Annotated in this window: 20 protein-coding genes; 13 read left to right on the top strand and 7 right to left on the bottom strand. The window is 62.0% G+C overall.

What is annotated here, in order from left to right; genetic code table 11:
- Positions 1-71 precede the first annotated feature (71 nt).
- On the bottom strand, positions 72-1,736 hold the full coding sequence (locus PLL20_00340) for a hypothetical protein (protein ID HPD28412.1): 1,665 nt from the start codon (positions 1,734-1,736) through the stop codon (positions 72-74).
- Positions 1,737-2,079: 343 nt separating this feature from the next.
- Here PLL20_00340 and PLL20_00335 point away from each other — a divergent pair, with 343 nt between their 5' ends.
- From PLL20_00335 to PLL20_00300, 8 genes are all read left to right on the top strand, one after another.
- Positions 2,080-3,207: a Gfo/Idh/MocA family oxidoreductase gene (locus PLL20_00335; protein ID HPD28411.1), complete on the top strand. Its 1,128-nt coding sequence runs from the start codon at positions 2,080-2,082 to the stop codon at positions 3,205-3,207.
- 61 nt (positions 3,208-3,268) lie between these two features.
- A complete protein-coding gene (locus tag PLL20_00330) occupies positions 3,269-4,276 on the top strand; it encodes a segregation/condensation protein A (GenBank protein HPD28410.1) in 1,008 nt (335 codons plus the stop codon).
- Entirely contained in the window at positions 4,273-4,734 is a 462-nt protein-coding gene (locus PLL20_00325) for a RidA family protein (protein HPD28409.1), read from the top strand. The genes PLL20_00330 and PLL20_00325 overlap by 4 nt, the downstream gene beginning before the upstream one ends.
- Positions 4,735-4,825: 91 nt before the next feature.
- Positions 4,826-6,487: a hypothetical protein gene (locus tag PLL20_00320; protein HPD28408.1), complete on the top strand. Its 1,662-nt coding sequence runs from the start codon at positions 4,826-4,828 to the stop codon at positions 6,485-6,487.
- Positions 6,488-6,633: 146 nt separating this feature from the next.
- The gene (locus PLL20_00315) at positions 6,634-7,686 is read left to right on the top strand and encodes an LOG family protein (protein ID HPD28407.1); all 1,053 of its coding nucleotides are present in this window, start codon (positions 6,634-6,636) and stop codon (positions 7,684-7,686) included.
- Positions 7,687-7,797: 111 nt separating this feature from the next.
- Complete coding sequence (locus PLL20_00310) at positions 7,798-8,865, top strand: phosphotransferase (protein ID HPD28406.1); 1,068 nt, start codon at positions 7,798-7,800, stop codon at positions 8,863-8,865.
- Positions 8,866-8,884: 19 nt separating this feature from the next.
- A complete protein-coding gene (locus PLL20_00305; GenBank protein ID HPD28405.1) occupies positions 8,885-9,961 on the top strand; it encodes a PDZ domain-containing protein in 1,077 nt (358 codons plus the stop codon).
- A 70-nt stretch (positions 9,962-10,031) separates the two neighbouring features.
- Entirely contained in the window at positions 10,032-11,048 is a 1,017-nt protein-coding gene (locus PLL20_00300) for a PmoA family protein (GenBank protein ID HPD28404.1), read from the top strand.
- Between the two features lie 153 nt (positions 11,049-11,201).
- On the opposite strand, the gene PLL20_00295 is transcribed toward PLL20_00300, so the two are convergent.
- From PLL20_00295 to amrB, 5 genes are all read right to left on the bottom strand, one after another.
- Entirely contained in the window at positions 11,202-11,396 is a 195-nt protein-coding gene (locus tag PLL20_00295) for a hypothetical protein (protein HPD28403.1), read from the bottom strand.
- Between the two features lie 171 nt (positions 11,397-11,567).
- Positions 11,568-13,043: a sulfatase gene (locus PLL20_00290; GenBank protein ID HPD28402.1), complete on the bottom strand. Its 1,476-nt coding sequence runs from the start codon at positions 13,041-13,043 to the stop codon at positions 11,568-11,570.
- A 737-nt stretch (positions 13,044-13,780) separates the two neighbouring features.
- Positions 13,781-14,998, bottom strand: a complete 1,218-nt coding sequence (gene amrS / locus PLL20_00285) for an AmmeMemoRadiSam system radical SAM enzyme (GenBank protein ID HPD28401.1) — start codon at positions 14,996-14,998, stop codon at positions 13,781-13,783.
- Between the two features lie 212 nt (positions 14,999-15,210).
- A complete protein-coding gene (locus PLL20_00280) occupies positions 15,211-16,236 on the bottom strand; it encodes a DUF362 domain-containing protein (GenBank protein HPD28400.1) in 1,026 nt (341 codons plus the stop codon).
- Positions 16,237-16,243: 7 nt separating this feature from the next.
- Positions 16,244-17,797 (bottom strand): AmmeMemoRadiSam system protein B, encoded by a 1,554-nt coding sequence (gene amrB / locus PLL20_00275; GenBank protein ID HPD28399.1) that lies wholly within the window; start codon positions 17,795-17,797, stop codon positions 16,244-16,246.
- A gap of 167 nt (positions 17,798-17,964) precedes the next feature.
- Here amrB and PLL20_00270 point away from each other — a divergent pair, with 167 nt between their 5' ends.
- From PLL20_00270 to PLL20_00255, 4 genes are all read left to right on the top strand, one after another.
- Positions 17,965-18,390, top strand: coding sequence for an amino acid-binding protein (locus PLL20_00270; GenBank protein ID HPD28398.1), 426 nt, complete (start codon positions 17,965-17,967; stop codon positions 18,388-18,390).
- A gap of 32 nt (positions 18,391-18,422) precedes the next feature.
- Entirely contained in the window at positions 18,423-19,424 is a 1,002-nt protein-coding gene (locus PLL20_00265; protein ID HPD28397.1) for a zinc-dependent alcohol dehydrogenase family protein, read from the top strand.
- A gap of 223 nt (positions 19,425-19,647) precedes the next feature.
- A complete protein-coding gene (locus PLL20_00260; GenBank protein HPD28396.1) occupies positions 19,648-20,871 on the top strand; it encodes an enolase C-terminal domain-like protein in 1,224 nt (407 codons plus the stop codon).
- Positions 20,872-20,896: 25 nt separating this feature from the next.
- A complete protein-coding gene (locus tag PLL20_00255; protein HPD28395.1) occupies positions 20,897-22,042 on the top strand; it encodes a histone deacetylase in 1,146 nt (381 codons plus the stop codon).
- 82 nt (positions 22,043-22,124) lie between these two features.
- On the opposite strand, the gene PLL20_00250 is transcribed toward PLL20_00255, so the two are convergent.
- Positions 22,125-22,922, bottom strand: coding sequence for a hypothetical protein (locus PLL20_00250; protein ID HPD28394.1), 798 nt, complete (start codon positions 22,920-22,922; stop codon positions 22,125-22,127).
- A gap of 131 nt (positions 22,923-23,053) precedes the next feature.
- Here PLL20_00250 and PLL20_00245 point away from each other — a divergent pair, with 131 nt between their 5' ends.
- The gene (locus PLL20_00245; GenBank protein HPD28393.1) at positions 23,054-23,200 is read left to right on the top strand and encodes a hypothetical protein; all 147 of its coding nucleotides are present in this window, start codon (positions 23,054-23,056) and stop codon (positions 23,198-23,200) included.
- Positions 23,201-23,423 lie beyond the last annotated feature (223 nt).

Below are 23,423 nucleotides of genomic sequence, written 5' to 3'. Positions count from 1 at the left end.
AATGAAGCACTGGCGGGCCGGCCGCCGGGGGGACCCGGAGATCGAGAAAGGATTCCCGGTCGTGCGGATCGTCAGCTTGCGCAGTCGGGGTCGGCGTTTATGCCTGGACCGCTGAGACATCCCAGAAACAGGGCGAAGTCGGCCGAATCCACGTCATTGTCACTGTCCAAACGGGCAGGATTGCACTCAGGTCTTCCTTGCTCGACGCCAGCGCCGCTGTAACAGGCCTGAAAGAAGCCGAAGTCGACCTGATCGACATCGTAATCCTCATCAAAATCACCAGGAACCAGGTGCCTGATCGTAAACGTGCGGATTGGAGAGCGCATGTACATTCGAGCACCGTTCACGTCAGGGTTGGGTTCGCTGGACAGCACACGGTAGCAGTATTGCCCGGTGGAAAGGCCGCTGATGACGATCTGATGATTGACGACCAGCCCCGCCGAACTTGCCCAAGAGCCCAAGGCGGTTGTGGGGCCATACTCGACGAGGCTGTCGGTTGGCCAGTCCGTCGCCCATTGCACGGTCACTCGACCGGCGCCGCTCTGCTCGGCCTGCGAAGGCCATGGGCCACTCTTGACCCGGAATCGCCTGCCGCCCGCGTCGGCGTAGTCCTTCTTCGTCGACAGCGGGCTGACCTCATAGGCCGTGGCGGGGGACAGAGAACTCATGGTGAGCTGATGAACGGTGCCCTCTGCTGTACTGAACGGTGTGTAACGTTCATTCTGCCAGCCCCAGGTGCCGACCGGCGTCCACCATAGTTGGCGGCGGGCCGCAACGTTCGTGTTCCAACTTACCGGCACGGTCGTGCCGGCATCCGGTATGTCCGCAAAGAGGTCGCTCATGATTACGGGGTTGGCCGAGTAGGAGTTGAAGGAGGTGCCGATGGCTGTGGCGGCTTCAAAAGCGGCGTTGTCATACAGCGTGGCCAGTTCGAGGCTGAACGTCTTTCCCAGAAAGTCAGGATAGAGATACCAGCAGGCGCAATAGACTTGGCGAGCGCGGCTCGCGTTGGAGGCGCCGATTGCCAGGTAGAAGCTTCGCATGACGGACATGGCGTTCGGGTTCGTGTCGGCGACCCAGCCCCACTCGGTGATGTAGACGCCGACGCCGGGGCGGGCGTTTTCCTGATCGAGCATGTCCAGGAACCCGTGGGGAACGCTGCTGCCGGTGTGGTCGGTGATGCCGTCATAGCCGTCCGGCCCCACGAGCCGGATAACCGCACGCACGTTTTCGCTGTCGTTCCAGTGACCGATGATCACCTTGGCGTCCGGCTGGACGGCCAGAATCGCGTTTCGGACCTTGGTAAAGCCGGATGCGTAGACAGACGGGTTCATTCCAGTGACGAATTCCATCTCGTTTCCGATAGTGTATACCCTGCAGTAGTTCTTGAGCGCGTTGGCCCAGTTGCCGCACCGCTGGGCAAACGTGTTCTGATCGGCTTCGGTAACGGGCATCACCGTGTCCAGGGTGTCACCCCAATCCAGACGCTGCAGGATGGTAAACCCCTCGGCTACTGCCGGTTCGTAACGACCGCCGACATTGGGCATGGCCCCCGTGTGCAAGGCATTGCATTCCACCACCCAGCCCGTTCGATGACTCATCACGTCCACGTTGGCGCCCCAATCCCAGAAATGGATGCCAAAGACGTGCATGGACTCGGCTCTGACGACCGAACCCGACAACAGCCAGAGTGCGACAAAAAGCGGCACGGCCCGCTGAAATGATGATCGCGGCATATCGGTGCCTCCAACAACTCGCGCTGATATCGGCTGAACCGCGGGGGGACCAACCTGTAAGTCCGCAACTACTGGCTTCAGTATAACATGAGCACCCGATCGAAGAGAACCCACAATTCACAGAAAGATGCGTCCCTGAACAGGAAACACTTTATCCTATGCTCTGACAACAGGTTAGGGATAACCAGACACCTTCTCGGCGCAACAGCAGGAACCTGACCACTGTGCATGATGCGGCGCAGGTTGATTGGCTGGTAGCCGGGGATTGTCGTATCATCCGGCCGAACCAGCCCGCCGGACGGGTCGGCGGAGTCTGGGCGACAAGCTCTTGGGAAGACAGAACATGGAGACCGATCGACCGCTCGGCGTGGCGATTCTTGGCTTCGGTTTCATCGGCAAGGTGCATGCGTATGCACACCTGAACATTCCATTGTTCTATGATCCGCCGCCACTGCGAACCCGTCTGGCAGGAGTAGCAACCCGGAGCAGTCAGTCGGCGGCCAAGGCCAAATCCTTGATGAGTTTCGAGGAGGCAACCACCGACCAGCTTTCGCTGATCAATCGGGAGGATGTGGATATCGTCCACATCTGCACGCCCAACGACCTGCACCGCGAGGCCCTGCTGGCAGCCATCCGGGCAGGCAAGCACATCTACTGCGACAAGCCGCTCACGGCGACGCTGGAGGAGGCCGAGGAAGTCGCGGCTGCTCTGAAGACATACAAAGCGACCGGCCAGATGACCTTCAACTACCGTTTCCTGCCGGCGACGATGAGAGCCAAACAGCTCGTGGACGAAGGCCGGCTTGGGCAGATCAGCCATTTCCGCGGGGCCTACCTCCACTCCGGGAACATCGACCGCAGCAGGTCACTCAATTGGAAGGCCGACGCCTCCAGGGGGGGCGGCGTGCTTAACGACCTGGGTTCGCACGTGATCGATCTGCTCTGGCATCTGCTAGGGCCCCTCGAGCCCATGCACGCGGTGACCCGGGTCTGGGCCCGGCAGCGGTTCAGTGCCTCCGAGCCGTCTCAGAGAATCGTTCACGTGGCTGAGGACTTCGTCATGGTCACGATGCGGACAAGGGACGGAGCCCCGGGGGTGGTCGAGGCCAGCAAAATCGCCACCGGGTCCGAGGACGAGCTGCGGTTCGAGATACACGGGGAAAAGGGGGCACTGCGGTTCAACCTGATGGAGCCGAACTGGCTGGAGTTCTGTGATTTGGCTGATCCGGAGGCACCGCTGGGGGGCGAGCGGGGCTGGAGGCGAGTCGCCACCGTGAGCCGCTATCCGAAACCAGGCGGTTTTCCCAGCCCCAAGAACACCCTCGGCTGGGAGCGGAGCCACATGCACTGCGTGTTCAGCTTCCTGGAGGCGATCGCCAAAGGGCAACCGGGCAACCCCGACCTTCGACACGGCGTCGAGATTCAGCGAGTCCTGGGTCGGATCGCGAAAATGGCAACGCCGGTGGGTTGAAGCCGGTTGACCCGGGATGATCGACTTTCCGGCCAAGAAATCGCCGGTACAATGATTGCCGATGCAGAATTATCGCGTTCAACTCGACACCTACAGCGGGCCATTGGACCTGCTGCTTTACCTTATTCGTCGGGAAGAAGTCGACATTTACGACATCCCGATTTCGCGGATCCTGGATCAGTACATCCAGTATGTGCGGGTGCTAGAGGTCATGGATCCCGACGGGGTGGGCGATTTCCTGGTGATGGCGGCGACGCTGATGGAGATCAAGTCGCGCATGCTGCTGCCCAAGCCGCCGCCTGAGGTGGGAGACGAAGACCTGCTCGACCCGCGGGCTGATCTGGTGCGGCAACTGCTGGCGTATCGGGCGTTTCGCGACGCGGCCGGCCTGCTCGGCAAACGGGCTGATGAGCATGCGAAACGATTCGGGCGGCCGAAGCTGCGACTGCCCACCGACGGCGAGAATGACGTTGACATCGAGGATGTCCAGATCTGGGACCTGCTCACGGCGTTCAACAAGCTGCTGGCCTCGGTCGGCGGGAGGCGGGGCGTACACGAGGTCATTTATGACGATACGCCTGTCACCCTGCACGCCGCCGATATTCAGGACCGGCTCCAGCGGGACGGGCCGTCCATGCCGTTCGAGAAGATCTTCGAAGGCCGCACCCGCAGTGAAATGATCGGCCTCTTCCTGGCCCTGTTGGAGCTGATCCGCCAGGATCGCGTCCGCATCGAGCAAAACGAGATCTTCGGCCCCATCTTTGTGCACCTGATCGACCCCACGCCGATCACCCAGGTGATGGAATCGGCCAAGGAACACGGTTTCAAGGAGTACGGCCTGGATGAGGAAGAGAAGCAAGAAGCCGAAGAAGCCCCCTTTGAAGAGATCGAGCCCGGAAACGAGGGGTTGGAGCCCGTCTTTGAGGATGAGGAACGCGAGCTCGCAGAAGAAGATGACGAGTACAGCCGCCGAATCAACGCCGTGCAGATCAGCGATATCGACCTTGGCCGGTCTCTTGATGAACAGGCCGCAGACGCCGATGGACCGGAAGGAGAGCCCGGCCCGTGACACCCGAGGAAAAGCTGAAAGACTTAGGTTATCCGCTGCCGCCGGCACCCGCTCCCGTCGGCTCGTACATTCCCGCCGTCCGCATTGGTAATCTGGTGACGACGAGCGGCCAACTGCCCATGCGCGACGGCAGGCTGGCTTCGACCGGCAAGATCGGCGGCAAGCTGTCGATCGAACAGGGTGCCGAGGCGGCACGTGTGGCAGTGGTCAACGCCCTGGCACAGTTGGCCGTCGTGGCCGGCGGCCTGTCGAACGTCAAACGGATCGTCAGACTGGGCGTGTTCGTCAACAGCGCCGACGGTTTTGTCGAGCAGCCAAAAGTGGCCAACGGGGCCAGTGATCTGCTCGTGGCCGTGTTCGGCGAGGCCGGCCGGCACGTCCGAGCAGCCGTGGGCTCCAATGAGCTTCCGCTCGACGCACCGGTCGAGATTGAACTGACTGCGGAACTGAAACAGTAGCGCCGGCGACTCCGGCTGAGGTGTTCCCATCGGCCGATCCAGACCGTACAGCAAGTCAAGACCTCGTCAGCCACCGCCCGGCACACTGCGGGTGCGAAATGCACTGCTCTGTCTGGTCGGCAGCGCGGCACTCGTTGTCCTGAGCATCCCCCTGGCGCGAACGTTCTTCTTACAGATGGAGATGATTGTCCCGCCTCGAGCCGGATCGCACGCGGCCAAGTCCCTGTCCGCCGCGGCCGCATCGTTTGGCGATGAGCTGCAGAGATCCGCGCAGATCATGCAGCTCTGGCGAACCCTTGAAAGGTTGTCCAGTCCGGTGCCTCGACCGAACGATCGGGCCCTCCTTGCGGATCTGGAGCCAACCAACGGGCTGCGCGCCTGGCTCGAACTGTTGTTGATCCTGCGACGCGAAGACGAGTTCTCCACAACCCGGCCTGCCGACGCGGACAGGTCGATCATGGCCGCCCTCGGCGGTATCCGCGTCGCCCCGCCTGTTCGTCTGTACGTCATGCAGGAACTCAGCTTGGCCCATGGGGCGCTGACCAAGGTGTCGCCAAGACAACGGGCAGCCTATGCCGCCTACCTCCTATACGCCTCGCCGGAGGACAGGCAGCCCAACACCTCCCGCTCCAGCCGAATGGTCTTGACGGAACTTGTCAGGCGACTCGAATCCCTTGCCGAGCAATGGCAGGAAAAGGGCAAGCATACCCAGGCCCAAACGGCCCGGGAGGCGATCATTCGCCTGATGACCGAGGCGGTCACTGACTCACCGACGCCTGAATGGGCCATGCTGGCCTCGGAACTCATGATCCCCAACTTGCGGACTCTCGGTGCAAACGAACAGGCGGATCGGCTCGAAGCTTTTCGGCAATCCCTGCGAGCGGCGCTTCAGGGAGACCAGATCAATATCATCCCGCACACCGGGCGTGCGGTCATGGCTGAGAAAGCCCACGATCGTCTGATGCGATCAATGACCGCGACTCTGGTGACCATGGCCGCCTGGGCGATTCTGGCCGCAGTCGCGCTGTTCCTGATGGTGGCGATTCTGGTCACGCAGCCGCCCGATGAAATCACCGTCCAATGGCGACATCTCAAGCACGGGTCGCGCGAAGCCGCCGTCCTCGCCTGCAGTCCCATGCTCGGGTTCCTGGTGCTCATCGCTCTGGCCGACATTCCGTGGACGTGGCTGGTGTCTTACCCGACGTCGAAGGCGGCACTGATCCTGCCCGGTCTGCTGTTGATTTCAACCGGCGCCGCCACCTGGATCTCTATCCGGCTCAGCGAGCCGTTCAAACCCTGCCCGCTGCCCGGCAAGGCGGCTTGGGCGGCCGCCGCCGTCTGCATACCGACGCTGGTGGTGCTGGCGGTGTTCGTTGCTCCGAGCGGGGAATCCTGGCAACCTCCGGCGTCCATCCAGCGCCTGCGGTTGTGGGGGGCGATCATCGGGGGATTCTGCTTCGCCTTGGCGGTCGTCTGGCTGATCTGCGGCGTCATTCATCGAACGAGAACCGGGCTTCCCGCAGGGGTGTGGGCTCGGGGCAGTCTGGCCACGGTGGCTTCGGCGTTGCTGCTCACCTCGCTTGTGTTGTGGGCGGTACTGGCCGTCAATCAATACTTCGATATCCGGCACGAACGAGCGTTCGTCGAGGCCATGATCGACCCGGTCGCAGATAAACTCGGCCCCAACTGGCTCGATCGATACTTCCCAAAACCGGTTACCGAGCGAGTCCCGACAACAGCCACAACAGGTTGACTCGGCGCACCGCATCGTGAGATGGACAGGCGACGAAAAGTCGGGCATTCCATCCCCCAAGCCCGCCGGGGAACCTGACAATTCGTGCTCCCCGCCCGGGGCACCGATATAATGACCGGCTCATACATGCGGAGGAAAGCTGAGTGATGGCCGACAGGGAATCCAAACAACTGTCGAAGACCTCGGAGCGCGGGCGGGCAATCCAAGAGTTTGTCAATCGCTTCGCCAACTGCGAGGACCGGGAACTCTTGGAAGACATGCTTGTGACAGTGTGCCGTCTTGCCTCCGACGGGACCGGTCGAGGGGAGCTGAAGATCTTGAGCAAGGCAATGGCCGAGCTTCGGTACGCCTTCAAGGTCTTTGCCCCCTATTCGGAGGTGCGCAAGGTCAGCATGTTCGGATCGGCCCGAACGCCGGTCGACCATCCGAACTACATCCAGGCTGACCGATTTGCCCGCCGAATGCGGGAGCAGCACTGGATGGTCATTACCGGCGCCGGTGACGGGATCATGCGGGCCGGGCACGTTGGAGCCGGGCGGGAAGGCAGCTTTGGTGTGGCCATCCGTCTGCCGTTCGAGCAGGTAACGAACCCGATCATTGCCAACGACGCGAAACTCATTAACTTCAAATACTTCTTCACCCGCAAGCTCATCTTCCTAAAGGAAGCCTCCGCTGTGGCGCTGTTTCCCGGCGGGTTCGGCACCCAGGATGAAGGCTTCGAGGCCCTCACGCTGGTTCAGACGGGCAAGAACCAATTGATCCCGATCGTCATGATTGACGCGCCGGGAGGGACTTACTGGTCTCGCTGGCGCGACTACGTCACCAGTGAGCTGCTGGTCAAGGGGATGATCAGTCCGGAGGACATGAACCTGTTGCGACTCACCGACGACGTCGAAACCGCGGTGCAGGAGGTCGTTCGGTTCTACCGCGTTTATCACTCATCTCGTTATGTACGCAACCTGCTGGTGGTGCGGTTGAATGAGCCGCTGAGCGAAGCGCGGATCGAGAAACTGAACGATGAGTTCAAGCACATCATCACCGCCGGAAAGATCGAGCCGCACCCCGGACCCGTCGAAGGCGAGGACGGCGATTATCCCGACAAGCCGCGGCTCGCCTTCCATTTCGACCGCAAGAGCGTCGGATATCTGCGGCTGATGATTGATGAGATCAACGAAGCCGGCCGGCCCCCGGCCCTTTGACTTGCCGCCGCATCTCGTTAAGATCGGAGGGCAGGATTGATCCAGGCCGGGGGATTGCGGGGGGCTGCGCTCGCCGGGCGTTGGGGTGAGCCCTGCGAGGCGGCGGTTCCCGTGTTCGGAAAGCGTGCCGTGCCCAACCAGTTTCGAGCCGATTTCTCGCCCCAGGAGCTTGCCACCGTTCTGGCGCGCTACGATTTGGGCAACATCCGGCAGATCGAGCGCCAACTCAAGGGTTCGCGGCGAAGTCCCAAGGCGATCATCATCAGTGACTGGGGGCGGTTCCTGCTCAAGCGACGGGCCCACGGACGGGATCACCCGCTCAAGGTCGCCTACGCCCACGGCATCCAGCAGTACCTCGGGCGGCAGGGTTTTCCGCTGCCCAGGCTCGTGCCCGTCCGCAAGGGCGACGACACGATGGTCATCCACAACGGTCATATCTACGAGGTCTTCGAATACGTCCAAGGCGAGGGCTATCACCGTCTCGTTTCCGAGACGTTCGATGCGGGTCGGGTGCTGGGCATGTTTCATCGGTTGGTTCGCGGATACGACAGCGACTGGGTGCCCTCGCGACGCGGCTACCACGACACGGATATCGTCCGCGAGTGCCTGAGCTCGATCCCGATGAGCGTCGGCAAGAACGACAGCGCCTTTGGCCGCGAGACCGAGCTGCTCACTACCGTCAACATTCTATACGACGCGTATGAAACCGCCGCCGAAAAGATCAATGAAGCCGGCTTTCATGAGTGGGACACGCAAACGGTGCATTCGGACTGGCACCCGGGCAATATGATGTTCTTGAACGGGCGCGTGGTCGCAGTCATTGACTATGATTCGTTGCACATGCTGCCGCCGATCACCGACGTGGCCAACGGGGCCCTGCAATTCTCGATTATCGGCGGCCCCAGCGACCCTCGCGAGTGGCCCCCGGAACTGGATCTCGAGCGCGTCCGCCGGTTCCTGATGGGATACGAGTTGGAGACGCCGGCCTCGCCGGAGCAGATCCAGACGCTGCCATCGTTGATGATCGAAGCCCTCATCGCCGAGGCGGTGGCTCCGATCGCCGCGACCGGCTCTTTCGGCCGGATGGAAGGTTTCCGCTTTCTGCAGATGATTTGCCGAAAGGTCGGTTGGCTCCAGGAGAACAGCGAGCGGCTGGTTGCGATGCTGCTGCCGCGATGATCCAGGAGCGGGCGGTATTATGGTCCTCGCAATAATCCTTCTCTCGGTTCTTGCTGCGGCGACCGACGCCCCGGTGACCCGTCCTGCCTCCGCCCCTGCCGGCCTGCCGTCTGCGCTCATCAGCGAACGTCATTTGGATCGGCTCGTCACCGACTTGAACAGCCCACGATTCCCCATCCGTGAGAGTGCGACGCGCCAATTGTGCGATCTCGACGCCGCCTTTCTCCCCAAGCTCGCTCAACGTTACCACGCAGCCACCGGTGAGGAGGCCAAGCATCGGCTACGATATGCCATGGAAACGATTTTCTACCGGCGGGAGCTGGCCGGACGCAACGGTTTCATCGGCATCCGATTGTCGCAGCAGACGATCACGGACATGATCGATCCGTCAGACGGCCGCAGGTGCCACGGCATCTACATTCTCGATGCCATCAAGGATATGCCGGCCGCCAACGCCGGCGTCCACGGCGGTGACACCATCATCAGCCTCAACGATCGGCCTTTACCGGCAGAACCAACTTCCCGGCAGTTCATTTCCCTGATCGAACGGACGCCCCCCGGATCGACGATCCGGATTCGAGTTTTGCGGCCGGAGAAGCGAATTCGAAAGATCACAGTTCAGCCGCCAAAGGATGAAGCGTCGTCCACTCTGGGCCTCAAGCTCTCCTCACCACCGCCGGGTCTGATCATCGGCGGAATCCGCGTTGTAAAGGTGGAGAAGGGTTCTGCGGCTGAGGCCGCGGGTCTGAAAGCCAACGATCTGATTTCGGCTGCAAACGGCGTTTCGGTCTCAGGATTGCTGGACGGACTCACGATTCTCACCCAATCGCTGGAATCGGCCGGTCCGGCCGCAGGCGTGCAATTATCCGTTCAGTCGTGCGAGGACGTCACACTGGAAGTCGTCGTCGGACGCCGCACGCCGGAATACGTTACCAACGCCCGTGACAGACAGGAAATGCAAGACCGCTTCGCCCGCTGGTGGCGCGATCACGGCGGCCAATGGCACGCTCCGCCGGAACCGCCCCGACGTGTAATTCCCCTTACCGCCCCGGACACAAGCCCGTTGCAGCAGGAGCGAAGGGCGGATATCCGTTGACCACATTGACAACCACGTTTCTCGTGCCCAAACTGACCGCCGCAGCTTTACAACTTTATGGAGACATACCATGAACGCCCATACCGATCGGCGCAGTCTTCTCAAGCAGACCCTTGCCGGAGCGGGCGCCGCCTTGCTGGCCGGTCGGTCCGCCGCTGGGGCAGACACGCATCCCGACGCGGCCGGAAACCGATCCGCCGACGACGAGCCTGCCGCGGCCCCCGAGTTCTCCGCCTACGCCTTCGGAGCAAACATCTGGGTGCGGATCGACAACCGCGTTTTCACCTGCTACCGGGCCAACGCCGACCAGAAGTACCCGTATTTGTATCCGCTGACAGGCCCCGCCACCGGATTGTCCATGACCGACGAAACCTGCGAACCGTGGCCTCATCATCGCTCCGTCTTCTTCGGCTGCGATCGCGTGAATGGGGCGAATTACTGGCAGGAGGGCAACGATCGCGGCCAGATCGTCTCGCGCGGGCCCAAGCTGGAACCGCTCAAAGGGCGGAAAGACGCGAGTGCCCCTGGCGGGGTGACCATCACCGACATTTGTGACTGGCGCGTGCCCGGGCAATCACCGGTCATCGAGGATCGGCGACGATACACGATCAGCGCCCCATCACGAGACCTGAGACTCCTGGACGTTGACATCACCGTCACGGCGAAGGTGGACATTCATATCAGCAGGACAAACCATTCGCTTTTCGGGATCCGCGCGGCCCGGGAATTGGCCCCCGTGGGCGGCGGGATGCTGATCAACAGCAAGGGGCAGATCGGCGAAAAGGCCACTTTCGGGCAACCGGCCAACTGGTGCGGCTATCAGGGCCGGCGTCTAGGAATCGTGGAATCAATCGTGGTCATGGATCACCCGAACAATCCCTGGGCCCCGGATTGCCCGTGGTTCACGCGGGATTACGGCAATATCTCCCCGACCCCGTTCCTGTGGATCGACGAGCAGAAGGGTTGGGACCTGCCGGTCGGCAAGTCCATCCGAATGCTTTACCGTGTGGTCGTCACGAAGGGCGAGATCGAGCAGGCGGCCATGGACCGACTCTGGGAGGCCTTCGCGAAGGCGGAACAAGCGTGAACGCGTCGCGACCGGCCATGCGTGTCAACCGGTGTCGGGAGAACTAAAAGGTTCCTCCGAGCGGTGCCACGAGTGCCGGCAAATACGTTCACTGCGGTCGGCGCGAGCGGCATCGACTGCGGCGACCTCGGATCGCGCCATGCAGCCTGGAAGCTACTTCGCTCTGCCGCCTATGACCTTCTCAAGCAACTCGAACATTCTCGCGCGATCATCGGGGGAACTGCGCATGAAATGAGCGATTGATGCCGCGACCACTTTCTCTCGGACATAGCCCAGCCTGTCGGTTTCCTGGTCAAAGACCTCCAGGAGTCTCTTCGGCAACAGATATGATCGTTTTTCCTTTTCCATGCTCAACTCCTTTCGCGACAAGCGACTGCAACGGCCGAACAGCACCGGAAAAAGAGTACTCCGCGGGGCAGTGCGAATCAAGAACCGCGCGGTCGGCGCTCGCCGGAACAAAAGGTGCTCGCCGCCGGCAGCATTGACCGGAGCTGGAGGCACGGTGAAAAGCACACCGCTTCACTTGGGGCCGTCTGGCAGTATCTCCTTCCTGAATCGCTCCGCGAGCGGATCATCGGTCGTGGTCATGTGTCTGAAGAGCTCGCCCCGGAAACGGGTTATCTCGTCCTTCACGGAGATATCATCGACCAGGTTTCTCAGCGCGTTGGGGTCTTTTTCGACGTCGTAGAATTCCTCGGGTACGCGGTACAGGAAGAGCTTGACCCTTGCGGCGACGGCCGGATCCTTCTTTGCGGCTTCTTGCATGGCCTTGAAGGTCAGACCGCTCTGAGGCTCGTTCCGGAACAACGTCTTGCCGTCGGACCAGGGGTTCCAGATGTAGATGTACTTGCGCGTCTGGAAGGCACGCATCGGATAGTCGTTTCTTCCCGAGGTCTGGAAGAAGTATGTGAACACCCCGCCGCGAGAATCATCCTTCTCACCACGGAACAACCCCACAAACGAGCGCCCGTCGATGCCCTCAATCGGCTTGAGGCCGGCTGCCTCCAGGATCGTCGGCGTCAAGTCGATACCCGAGATGAAATGGTCCTTATCGACGGTCCCGGGCTTGACCTGTCCGGGCCAGCGCACGATCCACGGTGTCCGCGTGCCGGCCGGATAACAGTTGGTCTTCGAGTACGGGAAGGACATGCCGTTGTCGCTGAGAAACATCACCAGGGTATTCTGCTCCGAGCCGCTTTCCTTGAGGGCTTCAAGAACCCGCCCTACGGTCTGGTCGCAGCGATGCACCGAGGTGAAATACTGGGCGAGTTCGGTGCGGATGTCGGGCAAATCGGGCAGGAAGCCGGGGACAACAACTTCCTCGGGTTTGTACGTGCGACCTACAGCCGCAGCATCACCCGCCGGCCGTCCGCGATTCGCGCGGTTCGCCTCCTGTTCGCTGCCGGCAAAGGGCCGGTGGGGATCCTGCGAGTTGGCCATGAGGAAAAACGCCCGATTCTCGTTGCGGGCTCTCTCGAAAAAGCTCTTGGCGTGTCGGTAATACAGATCCGGGTCGCGACCGTTGCCCAGTTGCTCGGCGGGCACAACCGTGTCCCAGCAGAACTTCTCGCCGGGTTCCAGATGGCCGACTTTGGCCATGATGCCGTTGAGATAACCGGCCGCTCGCAACGACTCCTGCAACGTCGGCACATCAGTGCGGATCGGCTCGAAGCCCTTTGCTCCATTGCGGTGGGGGTAGAGGCCTGTCATCAGCACCGAGCGAGAAGGCTGGCACACGGCGATGGTGACGTGGGCGTGCTCGAACCGCATCCCCTCGGAGGCCAGTCGATCGATGTTCGGCGTAATCTCCGGCACTTTGCAGCCGGTGACCCCCAAGGAATCGTAATTCAGGTCGTCGGCGGTAATCAGTAGCACGTTGACCCGGCCGGCGGCGGAGCCATCGCCACTGGCAGCGTCGGCCCGAGCCCGCAACAAGCCCAATGCCGCCGGTCCCGACACCAACAGGCACACCGTCAATCGAGATAACGGCCTCATAGGAAATGAAACCTCACAAGAAGGTCAGGCACGAGCGTGTCGCGCGGCGCCTCGGCGCCGGACGGGACCCACCGGCTCGCTCAAGGCCCTCGATGTTCGCTTGTCCCATCATATTTGTCCAGCGGCCGTGGCGTTCGAACGCTACTACGGCGATAGTGCCGACTACCCCATCACGAGACCAGCTATAGCCAGTCATGAGCAAAGCAAAAGGACTTCGCGAATTCGATCTTTGACAAGTGAGGATTCCTTAAAGCTGTTTGGGCGGCGTTTTTCAGGCCGGGGACCTGGAAAGATAGTCCCCGCGATCGGTCATGATCCGCCAGGCTACGCGGGTCAGCTCGACGGCTACGGCGGTGACTGCGACCAACCGCCATCGAAGCCCGTCTGATCGCAGAGGCGACGAAGGTGTGCGCCGAGATCAGCCGGCCGGCTTGCGGCGAGAGATCTCGTATACGCTCGCGACCCCCAGGTTCACTGGCAGGAGGCCGGTGCCCACGATGGAATACACCGTCAAGGACATCCCCTCGCTGATTCAGGCAGTGCAACGCGACAAGCAAGGGCTCGATGAAGAACTGTGGTTTCACGAAACGACGAAAACCGCGTATGATCTCGTGCCATCCGCTCACCGTCGGTATGGCAAGAGCAATGAACGAGTTCCCCGGCAGGTCTCGCCGCCGTTGGCGGGTCCGACCATGCTCTACGCTTCTCGGACACGGTCTGCCGGTTCAACAATCCATTTACGTCGGTCTGCTCTGCTGTCTCGGCTCGAACGCCAAGGCCTGTGCCTGTGACCAGACGCCCGGAATGGCCGTGCCGCACTTGGGGCACTTGCCGTCCTTGACCTGGTTGGAGGCAATTCGGAAACCCACTCGGCGGATCAGCTCGGCCTGGCACTTGTGGCAGTAGGTATTCTCGCCTTTGTGCATGGGCACGTTCCCCGCGTAGACGTAATGGACGCCCGCGTCGAGGGCGATCTGGCGGCAGCGCTCCAGCGTCGAAACCGGCGTCTGCGGCAAATTGGTCACGCGGTAGGTCGGGTGAAATCGCGTGAAGTGCATCGGCACGTCCGGACCAAGCTGCCGGACGACCCAGCGGCTCATCTCCTTGATTTCGTCCGGCGAGTCGTTGAGTGTTGGGATGATCAGAATGACCAGCTCAAACCAGATGCCCGTGTCCTTGAGCACTTCGAGCGCCTTGAGGACCGGGGCCAGCCGCCCGGCACAGTGCTCGCGGTAGAACTCCTCGGTAAATGCCTTCAGGTCGATCTTCACGCCGGTCAGTTGGCCACAGAGCTCACGAAGAGGTTTCTCCTGGATGAACCCGTTGGAGATGATCACGCTGCCGATCCCGGCCTTGCGGGCTTGTTCCGCCGAGTCGTAAACATATTCATAGAACACCACCGGCTCCGAGTAGGTGTACGCGATGGTCGGGCTGGACCGGGCCTTGCACGCGGCGACAAGCTTATTCGGCGGTACGGCGACGCTCTCGACCTGCTCGGGGCGGAACTGGCTGATCTGCCAGTTCTGGCAGAACTTGCACTCGATGTTGCAGCCGGCCGTCGCCACCGAGAATGCCGTCGTGCCGGGCAGGTAATGAAACAACGGTTTCTTCTCGATAGGGTCGAGGTTCGCCGAACACAGGGCCCCGTAAACCAGCGTCTGATACCGTCCACCCTGGTTTTCGCGAACACCGCAGTAACCCCGCTCGACGTCGGCTACCTCGCACTCGCGCGGGCAGAGCACGCACCTGACCTTCTTGTCCTCCAGCTTCTCCCAGTGCTTGGCCGGATGCCGAATGACGCCCTTGAGCTTCGGGCCCTCCAGCTCGCTCGTTCCGGCGACGTCCTGAGCGACGCAAGGCCGCAGTCCGCAGGTGCACACCGCCCCGCAGACGGTACCCCATTTCAGGAGGTCACGCCGGTTCGGACGCCGGAACATGTTGTCGAGGTTGTCCATGTCAGCGCTCGATCCGTTCGATTTCCGCCAGGTCGGCGGTGCCCAATTGTGCTGGCCCCAGGATTCTTTCACGCTGGCCCCAGGATTCTTTCACGCTGGCCCCAGAATCCCTTCTGGGCCCCCGGTCAGAGGATTCCCATCCTCATTATCACCGAATGCGGAATGGATTCCGCACACTCACACGGCCCGGAAGGGATTCCGGGCCGAGCGGATCAGAGCTCGATCCGCTCGATCTTCGCCAGGTCGGCGGTGCCCAATCCGCGGCTGGCGGCCGTCGCAATGTGCTTGGGCGGGCGCTTTTCCTGCTCCAGCGACTTAAGCCCCTTGGCCTGCCGCTGCCTGGCCAACAGGTCTGCCGCCACGGCATCAACCGCCACAATATCAGTTCCAACAATCAGCCCGCCGAATGGCCAGGCGTACTCCGGGTTGCGCGTCGGACCGCCCTGATACTGCCCCCGCGTCGCGTCGCAAATCGTGAGCCTCCACTTCGGCCGGATGAACCGGTGCGAGACGACGTCCACAATGTACGGATCACAATTGTGTTCATGGTACTTGTTCGGGTTGTGAATCGCGCCGAAGAAGTTCTTCAGGCCCAGCGAAACGCCCGCCAGATTGTGGTCCTTGAGCACCGGCACACAGATCAGCGAGGTCACCTCCTCCGCCAGGATCCGCGAGAAGCACGAACCAATCCGCCCGCTGTGCTCGATCTGTTCCTGGTAACCGCTGCCGTAGCTGTCGGCGTCGGTACCCTTGCACTGCACCGCGCCGGCGGACTTGGCCAGCTTGAATCCGGCAGCGAGCAGTTCCACATCGAACCGGTCCCAAATGATGATATTCCCGGCCGGAACGTCCGCTCGGCGCAACCCGGCGACAATGGCCTCCACCACCGCCGGCTGAGTGGATAAGCCCAGCGTGTTGACCTTGATGCCGATCCGGTCACCGGGCGTAAACAGGCTCGACCACGCCCGACGGGCCGAATCCGTGCGGGTGACCTTCTGCACGGCCGCGTCAAGCAGCTTCGTCAGCAGATCAACGTGATCACCGACCTCGCCTCTGGCCAGCGCCTCATCACGCGCGATGACCACACGAGCCGGGGCCTTTACGTTTACGGCAGGACGCGTTGCTTCGCTTGGTGATTCCGCAACCGCGGCCCGCGGTCGGCGAAAACCCAGCGCCGCAGCGGCTGCCGCCCCGACCTTTGCTAGAAAACCCCTTCTGGTCGTACCTTTCTTGGACATTGTTGCCCTACTCCGGTTTTGGGGCGGTGGTTTGCCCGGCTTGTCCCGCCGTCTCAGGTTCCCCGAACACTTCTGCCTCGAATGAGTACAACTCCGCCTCAGGCTGCTTCCATGAGTCCATCGGCAAGCCGGCTTTGCGGCAGACTTCGCCCAGAAACTGCTCTCGCGTCCAACCTCGTTCGTAAGCCACCTGCGGCAGCAGCAACCCGCGCCGCCCGTGCAGCGAAATCAGCAGGCCGTGGCGGCCGATGATGACCTCGCTGGTGTCCCGGACCCGCTTCATCGGCGTCAGGCGACTGATTTCGATGTGCAGTTTGGGGACCTCGGCCGCCGTGACCGGGTCAAGAGTGAACCGCGGATCCTGACAGGCATTGATGGCGTTGCGGATCACGGCGGTATAGAGCGGATCGATCGCCTCCGTGTTGCCGATGCAACCACGCAGTTCGCCCCGGTTTTGAAGGGTCACGAAACATGCCCCGTTCTCGCGCAGCGGTGCCGGCAGCGTCGTCGGATCCACCTTGGGCGGCTCCCGGCCGCTCAGATAGGCGGTGATCGTCTCGCGAGCCAGCTTGAGCAACTGCCGCCGAAGAGGCTCCTCGAAGAGCGGCGGCCTCGGCGTAAAAACAAACGACTGGTATGTCACGCTGCTGGTATAGTCATTGGTCATGCGGCCTGAGGTGTCGAACGCCGCACGCGTCGCCTGGGCCCCGCCCTTCATCGAAAGAACCCGCAACAGCAGCATGATCGGCCCGTAACCGCAGATGGTGTCGTCCGTCTTCTTCATGTGCTCGGCGAAGCCGTCGAAGTCGCAGGCTAGCAACGGTCCGGCCGCCTTGTCGGCCAGTTCGGCCAGCTTCTTGGGCACGTCATCCTTGAAAGGCTCGTAACCGTAGTTCGGACCGAAGTGGGTAAAGTCGCTGCTGGCTACCAGCAGGGTATCGCCGTCAAGGCACTGTACGATTGCCCGTGCCGCCAGAGCGAAAAACTCAGGCGTCATCTGGCCGACATACAGCGGAACCAGCTTGAAATCCTTGATCGTGCGCTGCAGGAAAGGCAATTGTAGCTCCAGAGAATGCTCGTCGCGGTCTATACCGGCGATCGACACGAATGCACGGTTCTGCTTGAGCAGCGCGATGGTCTCCCGATCGAGGGGCACCGCGCCGGCGGGCATGTCGTAAGCGCCCAGGTCATCGGGGACATGAACGCCGCGGTACGCGGATGCCCTCCTGTGGCTGAAGGCCATGACAAAGACCCGCTTATAGGATTGCCCTCGAAGGCAACGGTATGCCGCCGCCGCAACCGGAGCGCTGTATCGATACCCGGCGTGCGGGGCAATGATCGCTAGCGGCTTGCCGTTGATGGCCGGCGGCTTGGCTTCATCCATCAGCTTGTCGACCAGGCTGTTCAGGGTGCCGGCATCCCCCGGATACCATGTCCCCGCGCAAACCGGCTCCCGACTAGCGACTGTCTTGCTGTCTTGGGCATTTGCCATGTGCGTGCCTCCTGCCAACATGGCCCAGATCACAACTGAACCTGCAACCAGACCCACTTCAGACTTCATGGCGTGACCTCCACACGAGGTGTGCCATAAGTATACCACGTTTCGGCGCGGCAAGAGACGTCAACTCGGCAAAGCGGGGAAATCAAACATAGAAAAAGGCCGATTGACAGCAACCGCCATCTGCGGTTAGATCTCTGCACGACAAGTCTCTTATTGGAGGACACATCATGAAACTGAAGATCTCTCATGAGGAGGTATGGGTCACGGGCATAACGGACCGGCCCGGCGGCCTGGCCACCAAGCTGGCGGACCTGGCCCGGGCGGGTGCGAATCTGGAATTCGTCATCGCCCGGCGAGAGTCGAGTATCCCCGGCACCGGTGTCGTCTTTGTGACCCCGCTCAAGGGCGCCAAGCAGATCAACGCCGCCAAGGCGGCCGGCTTCGCCAAGAGTAAGAGCTTGCATTCGTTGCGCATTACCTGTGCGAACAAGAAAGGGCTCGGAGCGACGCTCACCAGGGCGCTTGCCAAAGAAGGAATCAATCTGCGGGGCTTCTCGGGCGCCGCCATCGCCAAGCAGTGCGTTTTTCACTTGGCTTTCGACAAGGCCGCTGACGCTCGAAAAGCAGCGGCAGTTCTCAGAAAAATGGCCTGACGCCCCTCATCCCGCAAGAGGAATCCGTCCCCATGAAGGCCATGGTGCTCGAACACAATGCGCCGATCGAATCCGCACCTCTGCGCCTGATCGATACGCCGACCCCGTCGCCTCAGGCCGGCGAGGTCCGCATCAAAGTGCGTTGCTGTGCCATCTGCAGGACGGACCTGCACGTGATCGAGGGAGAGCTGCCGCCGCGAAAGCAGCCAATCATTCCGGGCCACCAGATTGTCGGCGTCGTGGACGCTCTGGGCCCCCGGTGCGGGCGCCTCAAGATCGGGCAACGAGTCGGCGCAGCCTGGTTGCGGCACACCTGCGGGCAATGCGACTTCTGCCGAACAGGTCATGAGAACCTCTGCGGGTCGCAGCTTTTCACCGGCTATCACGCCGACGGCGGCTATGCCGAGTATGCGGTCGTTCCCGAAGCGTTCGCCTATGAGATTCCCGAAGTCTTCGAGAACGTTCAGGCCGCCCCGCTCTTATGTGCGGGGATCATCGGCTACCGGGCGTTGCAGCGGTCGGCCGTGCCGAATGGCGGCACGCTCGCCTTGTACGGATTCGGTTCGTCGGCTCACGTGGTCATCCAGATCGCTCGTCATCGCGGCTGCCGCGTGTGCGTGGCGACCCGCGGTGAGAGCCATCGCGAACTGGCCCGGGAAATGGGAGCTGAGTGGGTCGGCGAGGATCCGCGCGAGATGCCGGTCAAGGCCGACAGCGCGATCATCTTTGCTCCGGCCGGCGAGTTGGTGCCCCCGGCGCTGGCCGCACTCAAGAAGGGCGGAACGCTGGCGCTGGCAGGCATCTATATGACCGATGTGCCCACCATGCAGTACGAGGAGCACCTGTTTTACGAGAAAAACGTCTGCTCGGTGACCGCCAACACCCGCGAAGACGGCCGGGCGCTATTGGCCGAGGCCGCAAGGATCCCGATTCGCCCGCACACTACGACTTACCCTCTTGAGGAGGCCAACCGCGCTCTGCAGCACCTCAAGGCCGACCGCATCGACGGCTCAGGGGTACTGGTGATCGGCTGATTTTCCTCGCGTCTTGACGAGCCGGCGGCTTCATGCCGGCGGCACTGCGGGTACTTGTGCAGGTCTCCGCGATAAGCGGCCGTGGCTCGCCAAGTAAGTGTCTCCTCGTTTCCTGCAAGTGGAGAACGATGACCGACCAACGGTCTGCCGCGTGGAAGGCTCTCTGATTACCTGATAGACTTGAACTTAATCAGGAATTCGCCGTGAAGCAGGAGGTCCGCCCGTGTCTCAACTAAACCGTCGCCAATTCATCGCCGGGGCTGCGGGGTTGGCCGGCGCGCTGTATGCACAACGATCACCGGGGACACCGATGAAATCCGTGAAGATCGATCGAATCGAGACCATTCCTTTGACCTACCCGACGGCCGGGCGGTTCAAATTCTTCGAAGGGCCCAAGGGCGAGCCGCTCGGGCGACAGACGGTGGTGGTCAAAATCACCGCCGACGACGGCACCGTCGGTTGGGGACAAAGCGTGCCGACCAACAAATGGAGCTACGAAACGCTTGAAACCGTCCATACCACCATCGAGCGGTACCTGACCCCCGTGCTGATCGGGCTGGACCCGTTCGACCTGACGGTCGTCCACAAGGCTATGGACACCATCATCGCTCCGTCGTTTTCCACCGGCCAGCCGATCTGCAAGGCGGGAATCGACCTGGCGCTCTTCGACCTGACGGGCAAGCTGCTCAAGCAGACGGCGCAGGAGCGATGGAAACACAAGGGCCGCGATAAGGTGTTGCTCAGTTGGACGCTCAACCCCAAGACTCTTGATGATATCCCCCGGTTGATCGAGGAGGGCAAGCAGCACGGCTACCGCAATTTCAACGTGAAGGTCGCCCCCGATCCGAAATTCGACGTCGAGATGTGTACCATGGTCAAGAAACTCGTGCCCGACGGTTTTCTGTGGGCCGATGCCAACGGCGGGTACGACGAGGCCACGGCCGTCGAGGTATTGCCCAAACTGGCCAAGGCCGGTGTGGCGGTCCTGGAGCAGCCCCTCAAGCCCAACCGGATCTCGGGCTACCAGCGGCTCAAGAAGATCGGCGGGCTGCCCATCCTGATGGATGAGGGGATCGTAAGCACCGGCGAACTGGAGGAGTTCATCAAGCTGGGCATGCTCGATGGTGTGGCGATGAAGCCGGCCCGCTGCGGGGGCATCACCGAGGCCCAGGCCCAGATTGAGCTTTGCCTCAAGAAAGGACTGATGTGGCTGGGCAGCGGCCTGACCGACCCGGACATCTCGCTCGCGGCCAGCCTGCTGCTCTACGGGGCATACGATCTGCGTTTCCCGGCCGCCCTCAACGGCCCCCAGTTCCTGAGCGGTCTGAGCATCCTGAAAAAGCCCCTGGTCCCAACCGGCGACCTGCTGCCCGTCCCCACCGGCCCCGGTCTGGGCGTGGAAGTTGACGAGCAGAAGCTGGAAGAGCATCGGATGAAGAAGCTCTGACGAGAATAGGGAGACGACTCGACTCATGCTGGCGGATGCTCCTACTTGGTCGCCTTGGTTTCGCCGATGCCCCCTTTGGTCGTTACTGGTCACCGCGCTCATGCTGCCCATGCTGGTGGCCGGCTGCGCCGCTCCGGAGTCGTTCCGTAGAGTCCAGCAGCCACGGAACGGCGTGCCTTTGAACGGACGCGTGTGCCTGGTCTACTCGCAACGATACCAGATTGACCTCGGTGGCTTCGAGAGCCTCCACTCGTTCGACATCAACAAGTACGCCAGGATCTACCTGCAGCTCGTTACCGACGGGCTGATCCGACCTGAGGACGTCTACGTGCCCGCGGAGATCGGCCGCGAGGATCTCTTGCGCGTCCACACGCCCGAGTACCTGGCCCGGCTTCGGCAACCCTCGGCCCTGGCCCGGTATCTCGAAAATGCCTGCGTGGCGCTGATGCTGCCGGGGCTGGCCGATGCTGCCATCCTGCGCCCCTTCCGATATGCGACGGGCGGCACGGTGCTGGCGGCAAGGCTGGCCGTGCGGTACGGAGTCGCCGTCAACCTCGGCGGCGGCTATCACCACGCCGAGCCCGATCGCGGCGGCGGATTCTGCATCTACGCCGACATGCCCATCGCGATTCGAGTCTTGCAGTCCGAAGGGCTCATCCGCCGCGCCCTCGTGGTCGATCTGGACGCTCATCAGGGCAACGGCACAGCCCGCTGCTTGGCCGGCGACGATCACGTGTTCACGTTCGATATGCACGAAGAGGACATCTACCCGTTCCCGAAAGAGACCAACGATCTCGATATCTCGCTGACGGCCGGGATGGAAAACGATGAGTACCTGAGAATGTTATCCGACCATCTGCCAAAGGTGTTTGATCGCGCCAGGCCCGACATCGTGTTCCTGCAAGCCGGCGTTGACGTCCTGGCAGGCGACCGGCTCGCACGGCTGCGACTGACACCCGAGGGAATCATCGAACGCGACCGGCTGGTGTTCGATGAGGCCGCGCGGCGAATGGTCCCGATCGTCATGGTGCTCGGCGGCGGCTACAGCCCGCAGGCCTGGCAGATCCAATACCGCAGTATCCGAGGCGTGATCGCAAAGTACGGTGCCACCGGCTTGCCCCGACCCGCTTCACGCCCCGCCACGTTCGCGGAAAAGATGTACGCAAGATAGTCAAGTACCGCGCAGGTTGTGTCTTCGATCCTGCACCCCCCAAGGTCCGACCGACCGCGGGCTCCCGAGCCTTCTGCGACTTTCATTCGCAAAACGCTCTGGTTTCCGCGCAGGTCGGATCGACGATGGTGCCAACCTCGGAATAGCACCGCTGGAATATGCCGAAGTCGGACTGATCCACATCCTGATCTTTGTCGAAATCCCTTGCCTCACAACCGACCGCCGACAACACCGCGGGACCCGACGCACACGCCTCAAAGAGACTGAAATCGTCCCCATCCACGTCGCAGTCGCAGTCGTAATCGGCCGGCACCCGATCCGACCGAGAATCCGAGCCGGCATGTGGCCCCAGCGGATTGGCATCCGAATCGCACCGAGAAAGCCACGCCAGGCTCGTCCAGGCCGTGCTCGCCACGTGCAGGGAATTGGGATACGTCGAACCATACCCCGTCGGAGCACCAGCCGGGAAGGGCGTCGCCACAATGCCGTTTCCATCGCTGTTCGGAGCGAATGCCTGGATCTGCTCAAGGGAATCAAAGAGACTTTGTGCCTCCGGCTCTCGCACGGCCAACCATAGAGCCATCGCGGCCCCGGCCGTCGCCTCACTCATGATATGGTTGCCTTCCGTCGAGAACTTCACGCCCATATAGGTATGCTCGCCGACCACCTCGGTAATAACAAGATGATTCAACAGCCACTCCAGAGCCTGCTCCAGTCTCGACTGCTCATCGATCCCCGCCAGCACAGCCCACACCTGGGCGTCGGCCGGAATCGGTGACGGATTGGGTTCAGTACCATCCGCTCCCCGCGTCCCGGTCAGGTAATACCCGTCTCCGTCCACGAACATGCTTTGGACGAATGCCTGGGCATGCTGAGCCATACTGTTCCATTTCGCGTGACCGGTCAGGTCATACAATACGCGACCCAGAGCAAAGACATCGATATTGTGCTCGGTGGATCTCCAGGTAACCGCTTCATAATTCCACCCGAGCAGACCTCCGGGCCGTCGTCTTGACCGTCCAGCCGTGCGGCAAGTGCGGCAAGCTGCGCACGGGGGCCCTCCTTCCGCTGCTCGTCGTCCCCGAACTGCGGGTATGGAGTGAACTGGTTGTTGACGCCGCCACCGCCCGCGATCTCCTGCGGCAGGCGCCGGTGTGAGCAAGGCCGCGAATGGGAACCCAATACCGGCTCGGGTGCCGCGGTCGCGCTGCCGTTGAACAGCCGCTACCGCGTCCCCCGCCGTCGGCCGCCCGACCGGGGATGCTTCTGCCCCGGCGACGTTTCGCCCCAATGATGCGACACCACCGGAGATCAGTCAAAAAGCCTCCGGACAGGCCCGGTCACAATAGCGAGTGGCATGACAACCGACCATAATGCGGCA

This window comes from Phycisphaerae bacterium, from assembly GCA_035384605.1.
Classification (GTDB): Bacteria; Planctomycetota; Phycisphaerae; order UBA1845; family PWPN01; genus JAUCQB01.
Note: the sequence above shows the minus strand (reverse complement) of the source record. Positions and strands in the feature narration are given on the sequence as shown.